Consider the following 21,502-nt stretch of genomic DNA (forward strand, 5'->3'; position numbering starts at 1 on the left):
TCATTTCCCCTTTTCCAGTGTTACTTTCTAGCTTCTAGTTCTTGATATGCAAAGGTTGTCGGGTCAACTTCCACACCAAACAATGTTTTCGCTTCTTCCACGGTGAAATATTCATTCTTGACATCTTTCGCAACTTGTTCGGCTGGCCTTTTCAATGGATCGCCATACCCGCCACCTGTAGCAGTCATTAATTTCAATACATCATTTTTTTGCAATTTATAGCGGGGATAAACACCATAAGGACCGTCTAATTCCCCATTTGCTTTATGAATATAGAACTCATTTACGGATCCGTCTAAACCGCCACCTGTTCCCCATAAACGATACTGATTACGTCCATAGGTGATCGTAGCTTCCTGATCGTCCGACATAGCCCGATATGATCGAATAACACCCTTCCCGCCAATATACTCACCAGCACCGGCACCATCAATCCGTAAACTGTACTCATCAAGCATGACGCCATATCGGGTTTCTGCAACTTCAACTGGTACATTGTAGGTTTCTCCGTCCAATACACAGAACTGACCACTCGCTCCATCTTGACCATCTGCTCCACCCCAGCCGCCAACAGATGGTTCTACAATCAAAAATGGTTCATTCGTATCTTGATGTGATCCTGATAAGGTCACGGAACAAACGGATAACAAGTGTGCCGCCGCAAGTCGATGTGGTATGTGCGGCGCTAAAGATTTCCAAATCAAATCCGTACATCCAAGCATTGTTTCAAAATAGTTCGATGTTGGAGCAGGCCGTTCAGCCGACATAATGGATCCTTCATCTACAATGATTTTTAATGGTCTAAATACACCGTCATTTACATTTTGGTCCGGGTTGGTTATGGCAAGAAAAATGGTTCGGACTGCAGATGCCAGACCAGTAAACGAGCAATTAACAGGGCCTGGAACCTGTGGACTGCTTCCCCTAAAATCACAAATGAATTCTTCATCTGTTATCGTCACTTTCACTTGGATAGGAAAAGGACCATTGCCAATCCCGTCTGTTTCGACAAAACCTTCCGCAGTAAATGTTCCCTTTGGTAATTTTTTAAGCTCCTGTCTCGATATCGTTTCGCCATGGTCCAATTGATTCTCAATGGCTGCAAGAACCGTTTCTTTTCCATACTTGTCGCAAATTTCCTTCACCCGTCGTTCACCGGTTTTTAACGCTGCAACCTGTGCCCACATATCACCAAGCGACAAATCCGGGAAGCGAACATTTGCCTGAATAATTTCGACAAGCCCTTGATTTAGTTGACCACCATCAAATAATTTAATCGACGGGAACTGCAAACCTTCCTGAAAAATATCCCTTGAATCATTGGTGAACGAACCTGGATCTTTCCCGCCTACTTCCGTCCAGTGTGCCTTATTTGCAGAAAAGGCGATCAGTTCATCCTCATAAAATATCGGCATAACTAACCCAACATCTGATAGGTGGGAACCTCCACCACCATATGGATCATTGATCACAATAATATCTCCCGGCTTCAATTCACCTTTCTCACCATATTTTTTCAGGGTTTGCTTAACCATAAAAGATAACATCCCGATAAACCCTGTAACTCCATTACCTTGCGTCAACAACTGTCCCTTTGCATCTGTTAACCCACTTGCATAGTCCAATACTTCATATATGATTGGACTCATCGAAGTTTTCGCTAACGCAATAAACATTTCATCTCCAGTAGCAAGCAATGAGTCTTTTACAATTTCCAATGTAAATGGATCGACTTTTGTTTCATTTAACAACATTTATCTCGCCCCTGTTTCGATTATTAAGTTACCATAGTCATCCACCATCAATGTTTGCCCTTGATAAATAACGGTAACTGCTGCTTTTTCCTCAACAATTGCTGGTCCATGAATCGGTTCATTAACAGGTAACAATTCGCGTTTATAAACATCCGTTTGCATCCAGCCTTTTGGATCTTCAAAGTATACATTTCTGGTTTCAATTTTTGCATCTTCTAGTGTTGTATTACGTTCCAATTTCTGAATGACCGGCTTTTGTACTTTTCCGAAAGCAGTGACGTGTATATTTACGATTTCCGTTTCTGTATCTTCCAACCTAAACGTATAATTTTGTTCATGAAGCTGATGAAATGCTTGAATAATTGCATGCATTTGTTCATCTGTCCAATTTCCAGCTGGAACAGGTACTTTCACCGTATGTTCTTGTCCCAAGTAACGCATATCAGCAAAACGCTGGAATACAACATCGTCTTTTTGAATACCTTCATTAGTAAATTGCTCATATGCCTCGCTTTCAATCGTGTCCCATTGTGCCATCATTTCATTTAGATCCAACTCATTCATTCGCTTGATATATGTTTTGATATAATCATGACGAAGGTCACTCATTAACATGCCCCAAGCTGAGAATACTGGTGATGCGATTGGAATAACCACCTTCTTAACACCTAATTCCTTCGCAAGTGCAGGAGCATGCATGGATCCACCACCACCGAATGCGACTAAAGTGAAATCTTGCGGATTGTGGCCTTTTCTGATGGATATCAATTTTAACGCATTCAGCATATTGGAGTTTGCTATTCTTATAATGCCGAGTGCTGCTTCTTCAGCAGTCATTTCAAAATGGTTGGCAATTTTATCTTGAATAACGTCTCTAACCAAATTTAAATCTACATCATAATCGAAATTTTTGGCCGAAAGTCTGCCTGTTAATAGATTAGCATCTGTTGTCGTAGGTTCTGTACCACCCTGACCATAGGATACCGGACCGGGAACAGCTCCAGCTGACTCGGGACCAACCTTTAAGGATCCAGCTTCATCCAACCAGGCAATCGACCCCCCGCCGTTTCCTATCTCAACAATATCTACTACAGGTGCCTTAATAGGATATCCAGCATTTCGATCATTTCGTTCAATATAATAATCCGTTGATACCTTTACTTCACCATTTTCAATAAGTGAACATTTGGCTGTCGTACCACCTATATCAAATGCGATAATATTTTTCTCGTTTATCAGCTCTCCCAGCACAGCGGCACCATAAATTCCAGCAACAGGTCCAGACTCTACCATATTAATTGGTACTTTTTTAGATTCTTCAAATGTTGTCGTGCCGCCATTTGATTGCATAATAAAATTGGTACTATTTGTATTAAATTTGGTCAATTCATTATAGAGTTTATTAACGTATGTGGCGGCTGCTGGTTGTACATATGCATTTAATGCTGCTGTATTCGTTCGTTCATACTCGCGCCATTCTTTCGTTACTTCATATGAAGCACACACCGCAACTTCCGGCCATAGTTCTTTAATCATTTGTACGGTTTGTTTCTCGTGTTCCGGATTCACATAAGAATGTAAATAAGCGACTGCAATCGCTTCAACTTTTTCCTTCTTAAAGTACTCAACGATCTCTTTAATTTGTTCATTATCTAAAGGCGTTAGAACTTCACCTTTATAATTAAGGCGCTCATTGACTTCTTTTCTTAAGTGTCGCTCAATAAACGGTTCAGGTTTCTTATAGCGGATATTGAATAAATCAGGACGATTACCACGTGCTATTTCCAAAACATCCCTAAATCCTTTTGTCGTAATTAACCCTGTTTTAGCTCCTTTTCTCTCTGTTAACGCATTGATAATAACCGTTGTGCCGTGAATAAACGTGGAGATTTCTTTTTTATCAATATTGCTTTTATCAATGACATCAATAACTCCCTTTTCAAAGTTCGGCGGAGTTGTATGACTCTTGGCAACTTCAACTTGCCCGTTGTCGTCCACATATACCAAGTCTGTAAATGTTCCTCCAATATCTGTTGCTACTCTCATGTTTTCCACCCTTCCCTATAAAAATAAAATTACCTAAAATATCACTGGTGTTAAAACGCTTACTAATAGAGCTTCTTCATTCGTTGGATTTTTCCATTCATGCTCCTTTTCTGATGGGAAATGAATGGAATCACCGGAATTTAATATATATTCTTTGTCGTCAACTTTAAAAATGACCACACCTTTTACCACATAATAAAATTCTTCTCCGGGATGACTATATTTTTCTGTGTACAGCTTATTTGGAGGTATTGTAACCATCATTGGTTCCATTTTACGATCAGGAAACTTTCCCGCCAGGCGAGCATGTACGATGTCAGAACCCTCTAATTTAAATTGTTTTTGCTCCTCTTTATGCAACGCATAATTATGATTTTCGATCTCTTCAAAAAAATACGTAATGTGAATATTTAATGCGTCAGCGATTTTTTTTAAAGAGGTTATGGCAAGTGATGACGATCCCCGTTCAATTTGTGATAAGAAACTAACGGAAAGCCCAGTTTGTTCACTCAAGTCCTTCAGCGTCATTTCATTTTCCAATCTGAGATTTTTGATTTTCTTGTGAATATTTTCCATTATTTTACATTATTTTCATGTAATTAGAATTACAGTGAAATTAGAATATTTACACCTCCACTTCATTTGTTATTATACTAGCACAAATTTTATAGAATTAAAAGAAATATTTATTATTTTTTATTGTTGTTAAAAAATTTTATAAAGATACTCTTCCCAATCAAATCCATGTATTCCAACCAAAGAAACCTTGAACAGCCAGCAGCTATTCAAGGTACTTATATTTTTCTCTCGTTATTGAACATCCTCTTAAAGAAATGCCACATGATACACACTTTAGAAAAAAGCCCCACCGGTCACAAATCAACCAGTAGGGCTTTCCCATTATACCTGTTTAATCTTCCATATCTCCGCCGCATATTCTTGAATCGTTCTATCGCTGGAGAATTTTCCGGAATAGGCGATATTGGTCAGACTCATATGCAGCCATTTGAATCGATCACGGTAAACTTGTTCCACATATTCATGCATTTCCAAATACGGTTCAAAATCTTTCAAAACAAAATACGGATCATTATGATAAAGAATGTTATAGTAAATGTCTTTAAACTCCATTTCTTCAAAACCGAATCCATGATTTAACTGATCCAATATTTTTCTAACCCGTTCATCACTGTTGTATAAATCCATTGCACGATAATCGCCACGTGCATAATAATTATGCACCTCATCAGCGGTCAGACCAAAAATAAATATATTATTGTCACCGACTGCCTTTTTTATTTCCACATTCGCGCCATCCAGTGTTCCTACTGTTAGTGCACCATTCATCATCATCTTCATATTGCCCGTTCCTGACGCCTCTTTACCGGCTGTGGAAATTTGCTCGCTGATGTCTGTTGCCGGAATGATTCGTTCGGCTAGACTCACATTGTAATTCTCCAGAAAGACAACTTTCAGCTTATCCCTGATATCCGGATCATTATTAACAATGGTAGCAGTTTTGTTAATCAATTTGATAACTTCTTTAGCCAGATAATAGCCCGGTGCTGCCTTGGCACCAAAAATAAATGTCCTGGGGGTAATATCCATGTCCGGGTTTGCTTTTAATTCATTATATAAATAAAGAATGTGAAAAACCTTCAGCGTCTGCCGTTTATATTCATGGAGTCGCTTCACATGCACGTCAAAAATTGAATCCTTATCTACTGCAATGCCCGTACGTTCATATATAAGCTGCGTTAACATACGTTTGTTTTCCTGCTTGACCTGATCCACTTTTTCAAGAAACATATTATCTCGTGAATATTTAAGTAAACTAATCAACTGTTTCGGCCGTTTAACCCAATGGGATCCGATTGTCTCGGTAATCAATGCGGACAAGTTGGGATTTGCCTGCAATAGCCAGCGTCTGTGGGTAATGCCATTTGTTTTATTATTAAAACGTTCCGGAAACACCGTATAAAAATCCTTCATTACTTGGTTTTTGAGAATTTCCGTATGCAAGAAAGCCACACCGTTGACACTGAAACTGCCGACAATGGCAAGTCTGGCCATATGCACCAGTCCATCGGCGATAATTGCCATTTGCGGAATGTTGTCTCTCAATTCCTCATGATCAAACCAGATTCCCTGACAAAACCGCTCATTTATTTCCTCAATAATCATATAAATTCTTGGCATCAGCCTTTGAACCATATCCACTGGCCAGGTTTCGAATGCCTCACTTAAGGTTGTATGATTTGTGTAGGCAATCACTTTTGTAGTTACCTTCCAGGCATTGTCCCAGCTAAAGTTTTCCTGATCCATCAGAATACGCATCAATTCCGGGATGGCCAGTGTTGGATGGGTATCATTGATTTGGATGGCAACCTTTTCGGGCAAATACTTAAGTGATCGACGGTTTGTTTCCTTGTAATGCCGAATGATATTTTGCAAACTGGCTGAGACAAGGAAATATTGCTGTTTCAGGCGTAATTCCTTTCCTTCGTATTGTGAATCATCCGGGTACAGGAATCCGGAAATCTGCTCAATCGAATGCTGGTGTTCTAGTTCATCATATTCATTCTCCAGATACGCTGTTTCACCCACTGCGGGCTCAGCACTCCATAGCCTTAATGTATTAATAACCTCATTTTTATAGCCGACAATCGGAATATCGTAAGGAACGGCCAGCACCTGATCTGTATTTTCATGTTTAAACTCCAAGTTGCCGTCCGGTTTTTTAAACATGTGAACGTCACCACGGAAATGAATACAAACTGCTTCGTTCGCTTTTCTGGTTTCCCACGGATATGTATCTTTCAGCCAATTATCGGGTAATTCGACCTGATTTCCGTGGATAATGCGCTGCTCGAACAAACCAAAACGGTACCTGATGCCGTAACCGTGACCACCGTAATGAAGCGATGCCAATGAATCAAGGAAACATGCTGCAAGCCGCCCCAGGCCTCCATTACCAAGCCCTGCATCATGTTCCTGGGCATAAATATGTTCTGGATTGAGTCCAAGATTCTCTAACGCCTTATTCGCAGTATCAAGCAGTCCGCAGTTGAGAAGGTTACTCTTGAGCAGACTGCCGATGAGAAATTCCATCGATAAATAGTATACTTGTTTACACTTCTTTTTCGCATATTTTTGTTCTGTTTCCCGCCATTGTGGCATGATTTCTTCATTGACAATCTTGGTAATCGCACCATAAATCTCTTTATCTTCTGCTTCAGATATATCTTTTTCGGTTTCTTTTTTCAATTCATCCAGCAATTTTTCAGAAAATACTTTTACGGTGATTTCCATTTACGTTTTCCACTCCTTCAAGAGGATGTTACCAATCAGGAATTTAATAGCAGTTTATCCCCCACTTTTTATTCTCGAATCATCCTCAAATTCTTGACGTGAAGTATTACTGCCCGTTAATACGTGATAAAGGTTAGCATAATGATGTGCGGAATCTTTCCAGCTGAACTGGCTTTTGTTGACATTGCCAGACAATTGTTCCCATTGCTCCGGATTGTGGTAAATGTCCAGGCTGTAACGAAGCACAGCCAATAGCTCATGGGCATTGTAATTGGAAAAACTAAATCCATTTCCCTCCCCTGTCACTTCATTAAATGGCTGGATCGTATCCCGCAATCCACCGGTTTCACGGACGATTGGCACGGTTTTATACTGCAGGGATATAAGCTGTGAAAGCCCGCACGGTTCGAACTTGGATGGCATGATAAAGAAATCGGCACTGGCATACAATCTTCTTGCCAGTCCTTCGTCAAAGGTAAGCAATGTTTTCAACTTATCCGGATGACGGTCGGCCGCAGCTGCAAAATAGTCTTCAAATTCCGGATCTCCTGTTCCAAGAATAATCAGCTGAACGTCTTCTTCCAGAAATTCATCCAGTATATGTTCAAGTAAGTGCAGTCCCTTTTGTTCGACGAGCCTGGTGATGATGGTATAAACCGGCTTTTCCCCGGCAATCGGCAGGCCAAGCTTTTCCTGGAGCAGTACTTTGTTTTCCCGCTTTTTGGCTCTGGCGGATCGATAATTCACTAAAATATTTGGATCTGTCAATGGATTATATTCACGTGTATCAATCCCATTAATTACACCAGTTAAATCGTCCGCTCTTTGCTGGAGCAGCGAATGCAGTCCTTCCCCAAAGTAAGGGTCTTTGATTTCTTCTGCATAGCTTGGGCTTACCGTCGTAATTTTATCTGCGTGGAACAGACCGCTTTTCATGCAATTTAGCATACCATTCCACTCAAATCCGGCAATATGCTCACGAGGCAAGTCAAAAAAATCCCCATAAATATCAAGTGGCATGATACCCTGATATTTAATATTATGAATGGTAAAAACGGTTTTCATATGTGCTGCAGGCTGCTTGATTTTTGCCAGTGCTACAGCCGGTGCGGCCTGCCAGTCATGGGCGTGCAGAATATCCGGCTCATACTCCAGATGTTTCAAGGCCTCGATAACAGCATGGCTGAAAAAGACAAATCTCTCTCCATCATCATAATAGCCGTATATGCCTTTTCTCGTAAAATAATAATCGTTTGCCAAAAAGTAATACACTATATTTCTGTTTTTCAGCGTATAGATTTGTGCCTCTTGATTTCGCCAGCCAAACGTAACATTAACCGAGGTTTCATACACCATCTTTTCCCGCCATTGGCTGTCAATTTCATCGTACAGGGGAAGGATCACACGTACTTCCATCTGTTCATTTTTTTGCAGTGCTTGCGGCAGTGAGCCAACTACATCTGCGAGTCCTCCCGTTTTTACAAATGGCGTACATTCTGAAGCAATAAATAATACTTTTTCCATTGGTCTCACTCCTTCGCGCTAACTTTGACCATGCTGCGATCCCGTTACAGCACTCTATTTTTGGCGATTACGTACGGTTTTTCTTTGGAACCGATCAACTGCTGATTCGCTGTCACATGTACATCTTTATCAAGGATGACATTTTCCAGATGAACACCCGAGTCAATCGTACAGCGTTGCATAATAATCGAGTCTTTTACGGTTGCGCCTTCCGTAACTGAAACACCACGGAACAGTACACTGCCCTCTACATTGCCCTCAATTACACAGCCATTGGCGACAATTGACTTTTTCACCTGTGCATGTTGACGATATTTGGCAGGTGGTTCGTTACCAATTTTGGTTCGAATAAATGGTTTTTTATAAAAAAGTGCCCGATAATTATCCGCCTGAAGCAGATTCAAGTTGTGCCGGTAAAAACTTTCAATCGAATCGACAAACGCACCATATCCTTTATTTTCAAATGTTTTCACTTTCAAATCCTGCAGATTATCTTTAATCCCATGAACAAAAAAGTGATCCTTATGATGCGCAATGCATTGATCAGTCAATTCCAGCAACAATGCCTTATTAATAATATAAACGCCGGTAAACAGCTTGGAATTTTGCTTGTCATTTGTAAGGTCTTTAACCCAGCCATCCGCATCAGCCTCAATTCGGAATCGGGAATCATGTTCTTTATTCAGTTCTTCTATGTTAGTTGTAATTAATGTCACATCTGCCCCGCTTTGAAGATGTGCGATAAATGCATCGTGATAATCGGTATTTGTAATAAACTGACTGCCACTGACAAGTACATAGGATGATTTTCCACGTTCAAAATAATCTCGGTTGTTATGGAAAAAGCGCAAATCCCCTTTTGAAATATCAGACGGATCATTCCAATCCGGCGGCAGGATAAACAATCCACCATGTCTGCGTCCCACGCCCCAGTCACCACCTGATCCAAGATGATCCATCAATGAACGGTATTTGTTGGGAACGAAAATAGCAATCTCCTCTACATCCGAATTTCTCATGTTGGAAAGCGGAAAGTCGATCAAACGATATTTTCCTGCAAATGGAATAGTAGCTCCATTTCGGAAATAAGTTAATTCGTGAAAAAAGTGGTGTTCATGACCAAGATTGATAAGCCCCATCATCGTTTCCATGTGTTGCCCTCCTCCGGGTTTTTGATATGTGTATTATGAATAAAGTTCTTCTTCATCTTTCTCCAAGGTAGCTTCTATGTGCTCAAGTGAATGTTGATCAATGACGAGCGGCTCTTCATCGGCACTGATAGAAATATGTGTACCAGCCGGAATTTCCGTGTTTTCCTTGACAATCACGCGCTCCAGTGTAACGTTTTCCCCCACTGTAACTCCTGGGTGCAGAATCGATCGACATACCTTTGAACCCTTGCCTATTTTCACATTTTCAAATAAAACGGAGCTGTCAACCTTACCGCATATCCAGCAACCGGAATTAATGAGTGAATAAGTCACTTCCGCAGTTTCATCGATATACTCGGGCGGGATATTCGACTCATTGGAATAGACACGGCGATTTTTATTATTTAAGCTAAGTTGCAGATCTTCATCAAGCAGATCCATATTGGCTTCCCAGTAACTTTGAACGGTTCCGACATCTTTCCAGTAACCCGTAAATTGATAGGCATACATATGGCATTCATCACCCAACATCGCCGGGATAATGTCCTTGCCAAAATCATGACTGGAGTATTCGTTATTGGCATCTTGTTGCAGATAGGATTTCAATACTTTCCATGTGAACATATAAATTCCCATCGATGCCAGATTACTTTTGGGGTGTTCCGGTTTTTCCGCAAATTCATAAATACGTCCATTATCCAATGTGTGCAAAATACCAAACCTTGAGGCTTCTTCCCAGGCAACAGGCATGACAGAAATGGTTGCATCCGCCCCTGTACGTTTATGCTGTTCAAGAAGTTGACCATAGTCCATTTGATAAATATGATCACCAGAGATAACCAGGACATATTCCGGGTCATGCTCATCAATAAAATGAGTATTCTGATAAATGGCATCAGCAGTTCCATTATACCAGTCCCCACCATTCCTTTCTGTATAAGGGGATAGCACGGTCATGGCACCATCCATGCGATTCAAATCCCATGCCTCTCCGTTACCAATATGGCGGTTTAACTCGAGGGGAGAATATTGTGTCATCACACCGACATGCTGCATGCCGGAATTGACACAGTTACTTAATGTAAAATCAATAATCCGGTATTTCCCTCCAAATGGAACAGCCGGTTTGGCCAGATTTTTGGTTAAGGCACCAAGGCGTTTTCCCTCTCCACCAGCAAGTAGCATCCCAACACAGTTTTTCACAATTTGACGCCTCCTGATTTATATTTTGTTTCGTTCCAACATGCACCAGACCCAAGCACTTCCTTTTCGTTCCGTCCATGCACCGCTAAATGCAGTCTTTCGTTTTTCTTTTAAAAATCGCAACTCCTAAAGGGGGGATTTTAACCTTGATATGTTGCAATTCACCATGCCATTTCTCGGGGTAACTGAAATGCTTGTCTCCATTTGTTTGACCGGATCCTCCAAAGTCTACTGCATCGGAATTAAAAATTTCCTCATATATACCCGATTCAGGAACACCCACTTTATAGTCATAATGTACATTCGGTGTGAAATTGCAGACAATGATCAGTTCCTCCCGGGGATTCGAACTTCTCCTGCAAAAGGCGATGATACTTTGCTCGATGTTATGCGGATCGATCCATAAGAAACCCTCCGGACTGTGATCGAGTTCGTAAAACGCCGGATGGTCCCGATAGAAATGATTCAGCGTCTTGACGTATTGCTGCATTTGATAATGAAGCGGGAATTCCAACAAATGCCAGTCAAGTTCCTCCAGGTCTTTCCATTCGGCATATTGTGCCAGCTCCCCGCCCATAAATAACAGTTTCTTACCGGGATGTGCCATCATATAGCCGTATAACAATCGCAAATTGGCGAATTGCTGCCACTGATCACCGGGCATTTTATCGAGTAATGATTTTTTTCCATGAATAACCTCGTCATGCGAAAGCGGAAGCAGAAAGTTTTCCGAATGGGTGTACATAAACGAGAATGTCAGCTGGTTATGATGCCACTTGCGATGAACCGGATCTTTTTCCATATAATCCAGCATGTCATTCATCCAGCCCATATTCCATTTAAAGTTAAATCCGAGGCCACCTTTGTATGTTGGTGCAGTAACGAGCGGCACATCCGAACTGTCCTCGGCCATCATCAATGTATTCGGTTCATGGCTAAAAACGACTTCATTCAGCTTGCGGATAAATGCATAGGCTTCGAGATTTTCTTCTCCCCCATAGGTGTTGAAAATTTTCACCTCGTTATCGGACTTGCCAAAATTCAGATATAGCATACTGGCCACCGCATCTGTCCGTAAACCGTCTATGTGGTATTCCTCCAGCCAGAAAAGGGCATTGGAAATAAGAAAGCTTTGCACTTCCGGACGTCCATAATCAAAAGCAAGTGTCCCCCATCCCTTTTTTTCTGCTTTTTGCGGGTCGCTGTATTCATATAAAGGTTCCCCATCAAATTGCCGGAGTCCGAATGCGTCTTTGCAAAAATGGCTTGGAACCCAGTCCATAATCACCCCGATCCCATGTATATGACATTGATCAACGAAATATTTAAAATCATCGGGAGAACCGTAACGGGATGTAACTGAGAAATAGCCGGTAATCTGGTAGCCCCACGACCGATCAAAGGGATGTTCCGCAAGTGGAAGCAACTCAATATGGGTAAATCCAAGCGTTTTGACATATGGTATTAGTTCATGAGCAAGTTCCCGGTACGTATAAAATTCTTCGGCATCCTTTGTTTCCCATGGTTTTAGTTTTGTCACTTGCTTTGTCTTCCACGTTCCCAAGTGAGCTTCATAAATGGAAATTGGCGCTGTATGCGGGTTGTATGTTTTCTTTCCTTCCTGCCATTGTTGATCATTCCAATTATATGTTGAGGTTGCTGGAGTCAAAGATGCTGTTGCCGGGCGAACTTCAGCTGTCCTGGCATATGGGTCTGCTTTCATAAACGACGCTCCATTTTGTGGCTGTATTTCATATTTATATGGCGTATTTTCCGGAATACCAGTGAAAAATCCTGCCCAGACACCTTGATCGGTAATCCGTCGCAATACGTGCCGGTCGCCCTGCCAATCATTAAAGTCCCCCACAACCCGGACTTCCTTCGCGTGTGGCGCCCAAACCACAAAACGATACCCTCGCTTGTTTTCCCATAAAATTTCGCGGCAACCGAGCAACTGCTGGCTATAGTAATTTGTTCCCTGGTGAAACAGATACAGGTCTTCTTCAGAAATGGAATAGCTCATTGGTAACACCGCCTTCCTGAGCCTAAAATTGGATCAGATCATGCCCGATTACTGTTCATCATGCTTGGTTCAATTATACCATAATTTCCTTTATATTGTTCAGAATATTAGTTACAAAGTTCGACTAGTTTTGTCGATTGTTGTCGAGTCATTTTAGTTTAGCGTCCTTGCTTAAAGTTTACAGTTAAATGGGATGGACATATACTATTGATAGAGATGAATGGAAGCGGGGGTAAGGTTTGTGGTAAATGGTATGGCATGGATAGATGATGTTTTTAGAATTACGTTCACCTGTGAAAATATAGAAACATTGATTCATTCAGAGGCAGCCCCTGTTATTTACTGGCGGAAAAAAGAAAAATATTTTTCTTTAATGTTGGAAGGACCAACTCCAACTGGCGAGGCGAAGGTGAATATGGTTTTATTTGAAGCATTGCCACTGGGTGAGGAACTGGTGCTTCAATGGGGAGACGCGGAAATGCCGGTTTACCCGGGGGCGATTGTACGCACAGACTGGTTTGAACACAATTATACCGATATACATGCAAAACTTGGGGCGGACTATTCACGTAATCAGACCGCTTTTTCTGTCTGGGCCCCCACCGCAACTGTAGTAACCTTATGGCTTAAGGGTAACAGACATCCGTTAATTAGAAGTAACGCTGGTGTTTGGGAAACCGTAGTGAAAGGCGACTGGGATGGTGCGGCTTATCAATACGAAGTGACGGTAAACGGGAAGACAACCATTGTTAATGATCCCTATGCGAAGGCAATGCTTGCGAATAGCGAGAAAAGTGTCGTCATGAATATGAAAGCTGCCGAGCCAAAGAATTTCCAAACAACAAAACGGCCACCAATCAAGCAGCTTCAGGACGCGATCATTTACGAACTGCATGTCAGAGATGCAACGATCATGCATGACAGTGGTGTCCGACATAAGGGGAAATTTTTAGGGCTTACGGAAAAAAACACAACAACTTCAAAAGGTTTTTCGACAGGGCTCTCCTATATAAAGGATCTTGGTGTTACCCATGTTCAGCTAATGCCGATTAATGACTTTGCCCGTGTGGATGAATTAAATCCAAATAGTGGTTATAACTGGGGGTATGATCCACTTTATTTTCAGGTTCCCGAGGGAAGTTATGCGACCAGAGTTGATGTTCCTGAGGCAAGAGTGAAGGAATGCAAGCAAATGATTCAGGCATTTCATGAGGAAGGAATTGCTGTCATTTTTGATGTTGTCTATAATCACGTTTTTTATATGCCAACTTCACCTTTTGAACAGCTTGTACCCGGTTATTATTTCCGTTATGATGACAATGGTCATGTAAGCAACGGAACCGGTGTGGGAAATGATTTTGCATCGGAGCGGATCATGGCCCGCAAATTTATTATCGATTCTATTGATTTTTGGCTTGATGAATATAAAGTGGACGGTTTCCGGTTTGATCTAATGGGAGCACTTGATATTGATACAATGACAGAAATCCGAACACGCTGCGAACAAGAGGAGATACCGGTTATGCTGCTAGGTGAAGGCTGGACACTTCCGACCGCAATCAACCCTGACAGGCTGGCCACTTCTGTACATTCCGGGCAATTAAAAGGTGTTCGATTTTTCAATGATTTTTTCCGTGATTCATTAAAAGGAAGTTTATTCAACACAAACGATCAAGGTTTTGCCAATGGACGGGGACAATTTATCGAACGACTTCCCCACCTTGTATCTGGATCGGCACTGGAGAAGTTCGGGCAACCCTTTGTCGCTGATGTAACCCAGACGGTCAATTATGTGGAATGCCACGATAACCATACATTATGGGACCGGCTGGAACTCACCAATAGCGGGAATACGGAAACAGTGCGCCGGAAAATGCACCAGCTGGCTACCGGTGTTACCTTGCTAAGCCAGGGAGTACCCTTTCTTCATGCCGGGCAGGAATGGTTCCGGACAAAAGCTGGAGATGAAAACAGCTATCGGTCAGGAGATCACATTAACCAGCTGGATTGGCATGAACGGGAGAAACAGCAGGATAATATTTCTTATGTAAAAAAATTAATTGCACTTAGGAAGCAATATCCTGTGTTCCGATTAGTTTCCAAACAAGAGATTAACAGGCGGCTGCATATTTTGACGACACCTGCCCCGGTATTTGGCTTTACGCTGCTTGGAGATGCCCGGAATTTTTCCATCTATGTGAATCCTGATGAAGCAACGTACCAGGTGCTCCTCCCCTCAAATGGCAGGTGGCAGACCTTGGTAACCAACAACAAAGAGAAAGAAACTCAGTACATAGAGGGCGAAGTTACAACGATTGGACCCTATGAACTGATTGTTCTCATGCGGCAAGTGAAAATTGTTTAGGATTTTTGCGGATGCTCAAACTTGAGAGAACCCGCTTGAGGACGGGAGAGTTACGACAACAGAATGCTACCGTGGTATGAATCTCACATGTTATACTAGTACCTAGAGATAAAGGAGGACAATTTGTATGACAATTAACTATCAAACAAGATTGGACGCATTGCAGAATCATTTAAAAGAAAACAACATCGATGTGGCCATGATCTCCACACCGGCAAATGTATTTTACTATACCGGATTTAATTCTGAACCGCATGAACGGTTTATGGCTTTGGTAATTGACAACCTGAAACAGGAATTTATCCTTTTCGTTCCTGCATTGGATAAGGAAATCGCCGCTAATGATTCGTTTATTAAAAACATTATTCCGATTTCCGATGAAGAAGATCCGTACGCCAAACTTCAGGAAAAACTGAGCACTGAACCCTTGGTTTTCGGACTGGAAATGAAAAAGGTAAGTATGTTCCAGCACCAACGTTTGCAATCGGTTTTTTCCGAGACGACATACGAAGACATTCAACCTTTCATCAATGGACAACGATTGAAAAAATCAAGAAGTGAACTGACCTATACCCAAAAAGCGATCGATATTATTGAAAAAGTAATGGCTGAAGGAATCAAGAAAGTTAAAGTGGGCATGACTGAACTGGAATTAACCGCTGAATTGGAATTTCTCATGAAAAAATTTGGTGCTGAAGGTCCATCATTTTCAACTACTGTATTATCCGGTGAGAATTCAGCATTACCACACGGAACCCCGGGTAACCGCAAATTGCAAAATGGTGACTTCCTGTTAATTGACATGGGCGTAACGATTGCGGAAGGATATTGCTCCGATATTACCAGGACATTTGTTATCGGTGAAGCATCAGCCAAGCAAAAAGAAATTTACGAGTATGTCCGGCAATCCACTCAAGTTGGCGTCGACGCTGTCAAAGCTGGTGTGCCACTAAAAACGTTTGATATTGAAGCAAGAAACGTGATTGAAAAAAGCGGCTATGGAAAGTATTTTAATAATCGGATTGGTCATGGCCTTGGTATTGAGGTGCACGAAGAACCATCCATTCACGAAAATAATGAACAAATTGCCGAGAGCGGATATCTGTTTACCATTGAACCCGGCATTTATATCCCTGATTTTGGCGGTGTGCGAATCGAGGATAATGTATATATTAACGAAGATGGTGAAGGTGAATTATTGACTTCTTTCCCTAGAGAATTGCAGATATTGTAATTGGCAGATATTAAATGCTCCAGCCCGTTATAGTAATGGGCTGGAGCTGTTTTTTTCATATATAAAACACGCCATCTTCGCTTTCTGAATTTTGTAATATAACAGCAACTTTAAATTCTCTCCCGGCCAGAGCGGGCTGTCTCCCGAGTTAAAGTGCTTCTCTCCCGACTAAAACGTACTGTCTCCCATGTTGAGGTGATTTTCTCCCGACCAAAGCAATCCGCCTCCCGCGTAAAACCTGCAACTCCATTTCATATCACTTCTATACAATTTGACACAACTCCTGCTACAATGAAATCAAAGGATTATTCATAAAGCGGGGGATTCCATTGTTTAACATTATGCTAATTGAAGATGATACAAGCCTGTTTCAAGAAATAAAGGAACGGTTGGCAGGTTGGAATTATGCAGTACATGGCGTGCGTGACTTTAACGATATTATGCAGAATTTCACAAGTCTTAAACCGGATTTAGTAATCATTGATATTCAATTACCGAAATTCGATGGGTTCCATTGGTGCCGGATGATTCGGACGCACTCCAATGTCCCCATTATCTTTTTATCGTCACGCGACCATCCCACCGATATGGTTATGTCCATGCAGCTTGGTGCGGATGATTATGTCCAGAAACCATTCCATTTTGATGTGCTAATTGCAAAAATACAGGCAATCCTCCGTCGTGTCTATAATTACAACGCTGAACAATTGGAACTGCGCACATGGAATAACGCTACAGTTGATTATACCAAAAATACGGTTACCAACCATAAAGGTACGATTGAGTTAACGAAAAATGAAATGTACATCCTGCAATTTTTAATTGAACGTAAAAATGAGGTAGTTCCCCGGGAAGATATCATGCAAAGCCTTTGGGATGACGAACGTTTCATTAGTGACAATACCTTGACTGTAAATGTGAACCGGCTGCGAAAGCGGTTGGGTGAAATCAAATTAGGCGGCTTTATCGAGACAAAGGTTGGCCAGGGCTATAAGGCAAAAGAGGTGCCTTTTGCGAATGATTAAAAAATATCTGATCGAGCGGTGCAGCTGGATTCTCCTGTTTATTGCCTTACAGTTGCTGGCGCTGTTTATTGCCGCGATCGATCCGTCCATCTCCATCCGGTCCGTTGTCTATATCGTCTTTTTATCGACACTTATTCTGCTGATATTTGCTATCGTCCGTTATCATAAGGAAACGGCCTTTTACAAAATCTTGCAAGCATGGGATAAGGATTATGATATAACGGATATGTATAAGCCAATAAGTCCATTTGAGAAAATCGTTGCCGAACAACTCAACGAACAAACAACAGCCTATAAAAACAAAATTTCACAACAGAACACCAAACTGGAACAGGAAAAAGATGAACTGCTATCTTGGATCCATGAAGTAAAAACACCATTAACCGCAATGCAGCTCATGATTGATCGTGTAGAGGACAAAAAGGTCAAACAGCAATTAAGGTACGAATGGTTGCGTATCCACCTCCTTCTCGACCAACAGCTTCATCAAAAACGGATCCCTTATATGGAAAACGACTTGTATATCGAACAAACGAAACTGGAGCCCCTGCTTTTTCAGGAAATCAAAGCATTACAGTCTTGGTGCATGCGCAAAGGGATTGGCTTTGATGTTTCCTTACAAGCAGAAGAGGTATTAACGGATGCGAAATGGTTTGCCTTTATCATCCGACAGCTGCTGACTAATGCTATTAAATATACACAAAACGATGATATAACAATAACAAGTTACCTGAAACAATCCCAAGCCATGCTCACTATTCGGGATCATGGAAGAGGGATTGATCGCAAGGACCTACCACGTATTTTTGATCGCGGCTTCACATCCACTACGGTCCATTATGATACAGCTTCTTCCGGTATGGGGCTTTATTTGGTTAATAACGCTTTAAAGCCGCTACACATCAAGATCGACGTCCAGTCCAAAGTCGGTGAAGGCACCAGTTTTACCTTAACGTTCCCGAGCAAAAATGATTTTGTGGCTATTACTGGCATGTGACGAGAATGTCACATGCCTTTTTGAATTGTTCGGGGAATCAAAGGAAAAAAGAACGGCAATTCCTTATCATAGATTCAGGCAGATAAAAGGAGTGAACAAGTAATGATGTTACAAGCAACCAAAATTCATAAAAGCTATGGAAACAAATTTAATAAACAGGAAGTCTTAAAAGGTATTGATATCAACGTAGAAAAAGGAGAATTTGTAAGTATCATGGGCGCATCCGGATCGGGGAAAACAACGCTTTTAAACGTCCTTTCCTCGATTGACCGGGTGAGTCAGGGAAACATTGTCATTCAAGGCCAGGAACTAACCACCATGAAGGATAAACAGCTTGCCACATTTCGAAAAAATCATTTGGGCTTTATCTTTCAGGAATATAATCTGCTGGATACGCTGACCGTGAAAGAGAATATTCTCCTGCCACTGTCAATTAATAACGTATCGAAAAAAGCAGCAAACCAAACATTTGAGCAAGTGGCAAAGGAACTGGGCATTTACGATATCAAGGGCAAATATCCAAACGAACTATCGGGCGGGCAAAAACAGCGTACATCGGCAGCCCGCGCGTTCATCCATGAACCAAGCATCATTTTTGCTGATGAACCGACCGGTGCGCTGGATTCCAAATCAGCATCGGATTTATTAAACAAACTGAACCATTTAAATGAGACCCGGGAAGCCACTATTGTGATGGTTACCCATGATCCGGTCGCAGCCAGCTATTCGGAACGGGTGATTTTTATCAAGGATGGTTCCTTCTATACGCAAATCTATAAAGGGGATGGAACAAGAGAGACCTTTTTGAAAGATATTATGAAAACACAGGGCGTCCTGGGTGGTGTGCACGATGAGCATTAATCGATTAATCTGGCAAAGTTTAAAGAAAAATATTCGTAACTATTACTTATATGTTTTTGCACTCGTTTTTAGTGTGGCACTGTATTTTTCTTTTGTCACCTTACAATATGATCCAGCAATGGAGGACCCGTCCAGTTCTGTAAAAGGGTCAGCAGGTCTTTATGCCGGATCCGTTTTATTAATTGCCATAGTTACTGTGTTTCTATTATATGCAAACACCTTATTCATCAAACGCAGAAGTAAAGAGATTGGCTTATTCCAGCTGATCGGTATGACCAAGGGAAAAGTTTTTCGCATTCTGAGTCTGGAAAACCTTACGCTGTATATTGGATCGATTGTCATTGGGATCTTTTTCGGATTTGCCGTGTCAAAACTCATGAAGATGGTGTTCTTTAAAATCACCGGGATCAATCAGGTTGCAACACTCGGATTTTCCGCGAAGGCGATGTTCCAGACGCTGCTTGTGTTTTTCGTGATCTATTTGTTTATTATGCTGATGAACTATTTGTTTATTAAGAGGCAGAGCGTGCTTTCCCTATTTCAGGCAAGGTCCAAAACGGAAAACAATGTAAAGAAACTGTCAGTTGTCCAGATCCTGATTGGTATTTTTGGAATCGGACTGATTATTCTGGGCTATTATTTATCTACCATTTTGTTTGACAGTGACACCATGAATTCAGGCACTTTGTTTCTGCTCATGATCAGTATCCTGGGTTCGGTAATTATTGGGACGTACCTGTTCTTTAAAGGATCAGTAAGCTTTATCCTGCAGCTGATTCGCAAAAGCAAGGCAGGGTATTTATCGATTAACGATGTACTATCGTTATCATCGATTATGTTCCGCATGAAATCCAATGCGCTGCTTTTGACGGTAATTACCACCGTTTCCGCACTGGCGATCGGATTATTATCACTAACCTATATATCCTATTATTCAGCGGAAAAGTTAGCACAGCAAATGGTACCAAATGATTTTTCCATTCCGAGTCAGGAAGACGCAGATCGTTTCACAAAAGAACTGGATCAAAAAAACATAGCTTACAAGAAAAACAAAATTGATTTCATCACGGTAAGTGCTGACTTAACCAAGGCATTACAGTTGGCTCCGGATAATTCTTATATCGACCCCAAGGATAACGAAATGACCGTCATCAGTGATCAATCAACAAAGAAGATTAACGTTTCGCCTGATGAGACAGTCCTTACAGGTACCAGTGATGTTACGGCACAGATGATTTCCTTAAAAGACAAAGGAAAACTGACACTTTCGAATACCAAGGATACCTTTGATGTCTACTATTCGGAAGTACAAAATCAGGCCATTCTACCAATGGTCTTCTCTTTCGGCGGGCCCGTTGCAGTTGTAGATGATAGTGTCTACCAACAATTGGAACAAAATTTGGACAAAGATATCCAAAGCACTTTTGGCAGCACCTATGTTGGCATTGATGTTGTGGACGGGAAAGCGTTGCAGCAAGCTAACAACATTTTCGAGCAGATGAATCTTGATGAACAAGATGCAGATGCATCCGGTTATGGCTCCCGCTCCCAGTCAAAGGCTACGGCAGAGCAAAAACAGGCTACCGGACTGACCATGTTCATCGTCGGCTTTCTCGGATTAACCTTTTTGATTACATCTGGGTGTATTTTGTACTTTAAACAGATGGATGAGAGTGATGAGGAAAAGTCAACGTACACCATTTTACGCAAACTTGGCTTTACACAGAGCGATTTAATCCGCGGCATTTGGTATAAACAGCTGTTTAACTTTGGTATTCCTTTAGTACTTGGGCTGTTACACAGTTATTTTGCTGTCAAATCGGGCTGGTTCCTGTTTGGTACAGAAATGGCTACTCCAACAGTAATTGTCATGGCCATTTATACCGTTCTGTACTCGATTTTCGGTATCTTATCGGTACTTTATTATAAGCGAGTTATTCAAGAAGCCTTATGAGGAGACAGACCCCCGCGGCTTTAAATCGTTAAAGTGGCGGGGAATCTAACTCT

At 41.5% G+C, this 21,502-nt stretch carries 14 protein-coding genes; 6 read left to right on the plus strand and 8 right to left on the minus strand.

The annotated features are described in order from the left end of the window. Window positions 1–20 precede the first annotated feature (20 nt). From O2S85_RS11340 to glgB, 8 genes are all read right to left on the minus strand, one after another. A complete protein-coding gene (locus O2S85_RS11340) occupies window positions 21–1,754 on the minus strand; it encodes a hydantoinase B/oxoprolinase family protein (RefSeq protein ID WP_269409448.1) in 1,734 nt (577 codons plus the stop codon). Further along, the gene (locus O2S85_RS11345; protein ID WP_269409449.1) at window positions 1,755–3,800 is read right to left on the minus strand and encodes a hydantoinase/oxoprolinase family protein; all 2,046 of its coding nucleotides are present in this window, start codon (window positions 3,798–3,800) and stop codon (window positions 1,755–1,757) included. Between the two features lie 33 nt (window positions 3,801–3,833). Beyond that, window positions 3,834–4,376 (minus strand): helix-turn-helix domain-containing protein, encoded by a 543-nt coding sequence (locus tag O2S85_RS11350; RefSeq protein ID WP_269409450.1) that lies wholly within the window; start codon window positions 4,374–4,376, stop codon window positions 3,834–3,836. A 324-nt stretch (window positions 4,377–4,700) separates the two neighbouring features. Further along, window positions 4,701–7,112, minus strand: a complete 2,412-nt coding sequence (locus O2S85_RS11355) for a glycogen/starch/alpha-glucan phosphorylase (RefSeq protein ID WP_269409451.1) — start codon at window positions 7,110–7,112, stop codon at window positions 4,701–4,703. A 54-nt stretch (window positions 7,113–7,166) separates the two neighbouring features. Next, the gene (gene glgA, locus O2S85_RS11360) at window positions 7,167–8,636 is read right to left on the minus strand and encodes a glycogen synthase GlgA (RefSeq protein ID WP_269409452.1); all 1,470 of its coding nucleotides are present in this window, start codon (window positions 8,634–8,636) and stop codon (window positions 7,167–7,169) included. 44 nt (window positions 8,637–8,680) lie between these two features. Continuing rightward, on the minus strand, window positions 8,681–9,787 hold the full coding sequence (gene glgD, locus O2S85_RS11365; protein ID WP_269409453.1) for a glucose-1-phosphate adenylyltransferase subunit GlgD: 1,107 nt from the start codon (window positions 9,785–9,787) through the stop codon (window positions 8,681–8,683). 33 nt (window positions 9,788–9,820) lie between these two features. Continuing rightward, a complete protein-coding gene (locus O2S85_RS11370; protein ID WP_439649458.1) occupies window positions 9,821–10,993 on the minus strand; it encodes a glucose-1-phosphate adenylyltransferase in 1,173 nt (390 codons plus the stop codon). A gap of 82 nt (window positions 10,994–11,075) precedes the next feature. After that, a complete protein-coding gene (glgB, locus tag O2S85_RS11375) occupies window positions 11,076–13,013 on the minus strand; it encodes a 1,4-alpha-glucan branching protein GlgB (RefSeq protein WP_269409455.1) in 1,938 nt (645 codons plus the stop codon). Window positions 13,014–13,254: 241 nt separating this feature from the next. Between glgB and pulA the strand changes: the two genes are divergently transcribed. From pulA to O2S85_RS11405, 6 genes are all read left to right on the plus strand, one after another. Then, window positions 13,255–15,378 (plus strand): type I pullulanase, encoded by a 2,124-nt coding sequence (gene pulA / locus O2S85_RS11380; RefSeq protein ID WP_269409456.1) that lies wholly within the window; start codon window positions 13,255–13,257, stop codon window positions 15,376–15,378. A gap of 127 nt (window positions 15,379–15,505) precedes the next feature. Continuing rightward, on the plus strand, window positions 15,506–16,612 hold the full coding sequence (locus O2S85_RS11385; RefSeq protein ID WP_269409457.1) for a M24 family metallopeptidase: 1,107 nt from the start codon (window positions 15,506–15,508) through the stop codon (window positions 16,610–16,612). A gap of 329 nt (window positions 16,613–16,941) precedes the next feature. Then, window positions 16,942–17,637, plus strand: coding sequence for a response regulator transcription factor (locus O2S85_RS11390; RefSeq protein ID WP_269409458.1), 696 nt, complete (start codon window positions 16,942–16,944; stop codon window positions 17,635–17,637). Then, window positions 17,630–18,634 (plus strand): sensor histidine kinase, encoded by a 1,005-nt coding sequence (locus O2S85_RS11395; RefSeq protein ID WP_269409459.1) that lies wholly within the window; start codon window positions 17,630–17,632, stop codon window positions 18,632–18,634. The genes O2S85_RS11390 and O2S85_RS11395 overlap by 8 nt, the downstream gene beginning before the upstream one ends. A 102-nt stretch (window positions 18,635–18,736) precedes the next feature. After that, window positions 18,737–19,495, plus strand: coding sequence for an ABC transporter ATP-binding protein (locus O2S85_RS11400; RefSeq protein WP_269409460.1), 759 nt, complete (start codon window positions 18,737–18,739; stop codon window positions 19,493–19,495). After that, complete coding sequence (locus O2S85_RS11405) at window positions 19,485–21,449, plus strand: ABC transporter permease (RefSeq protein WP_269409461.1); 1,965 nt, start codon at window positions 19,485–19,487, stop codon at window positions 21,447–21,449. Before O2S85_RS11400 ends, O2S85_RS11405 begins: the two co-directional genes overlap by 11 nt. Window positions 21,450–21,502: the final 53 nt, after the last annotated feature.

Origin of the sequence: Lentibacillus daqui (assembly GCF_027186265.1) — a bacterium.
Taxonomy (GTDB): domain Bacteria; phylum Bacillota; class Bacilli; order Bacillales; family Amphibacillaceae; genus Lentibacillus_C; species Lentibacillus_C daqui.

Excerpts from the sequence above, each read along its gene's own strand:
- O2S85_RS11340 (WP_269409448.1), bottom strand. The coding sequence starts at position 1,754 with ATGTTGTTAAATGAAACAAAAGTCGATCCATTTACATTGGAAATTGTA.
- O2S85_RS11345 (WP_269409449.1), bottom strand. The coding sequence starts at position 3,800 with ATGAGAGTAGCAACAGATATTGGAGGAACATTTACAGACTTGGTATAT.
- O2S85_RS11350 (WP_269409450.1), bottom strand. The coding sequence starts at position 4,376 with ATGGAAAATATTCACAAGAAAATCAAAAATCTCAGATTGGAAAATGAA.
- O2S85_RS11355 (WP_269409451.1), bottom strand. The coding sequence starts at position 7,112 with ATGGAAATCACCGTAAAAGTATTTTCTGAAAAATTGCTGGATGAATTG.
- glgA (WP_269409452.1), bottom strand. The coding sequence starts at position 8,636 with ATGGAAAAAGTATTATTTATTGCTTCAGAATGTACGCCATTTGTAAAA.
- glgD (WP_269409453.1), bottom strand. The coding sequence starts at position 9,787 with ATGGAAACGATGATGGGGCTTATCAATCTTGGTCATGAACACCACTTT.
- glgB (WP_269409455.1), bottom strand. The coding sequence starts at position 13,013 with ATGAGCTATTCCATTTCTGAAGAAGACCTGTATCTGTTTCACCAGGGA.
- O2S85_RS11385 (WP_269409457.1), top strand. The coding sequence starts at position 15,506 with ATGACAATTAACTATCAAACAAGATTGGACGCATTGCAGAATCATTTA.
- O2S85_RS11395 (WP_269409459.1), top strand. The coding sequence starts at position 17,630 with ATGATTAAAAAATATCTGATCGAGCGGTGCAGCTGGATTCTCCTGTTT.
- O2S85_RS11400 (WP_269409460.1), top strand. The coding sequence starts at position 18,737 with ATGATGTTACAAGCAACCAAAATTCATAAAAGCTATGGAAACAAATTT.
- O2S85_RS11405 (WP_269409461.1), top strand. The coding sequence starts at position 19,485 with ATGAGCATTAATCGATTAATCTGGCAAAGTTTAAAGAAAAATATTCGT.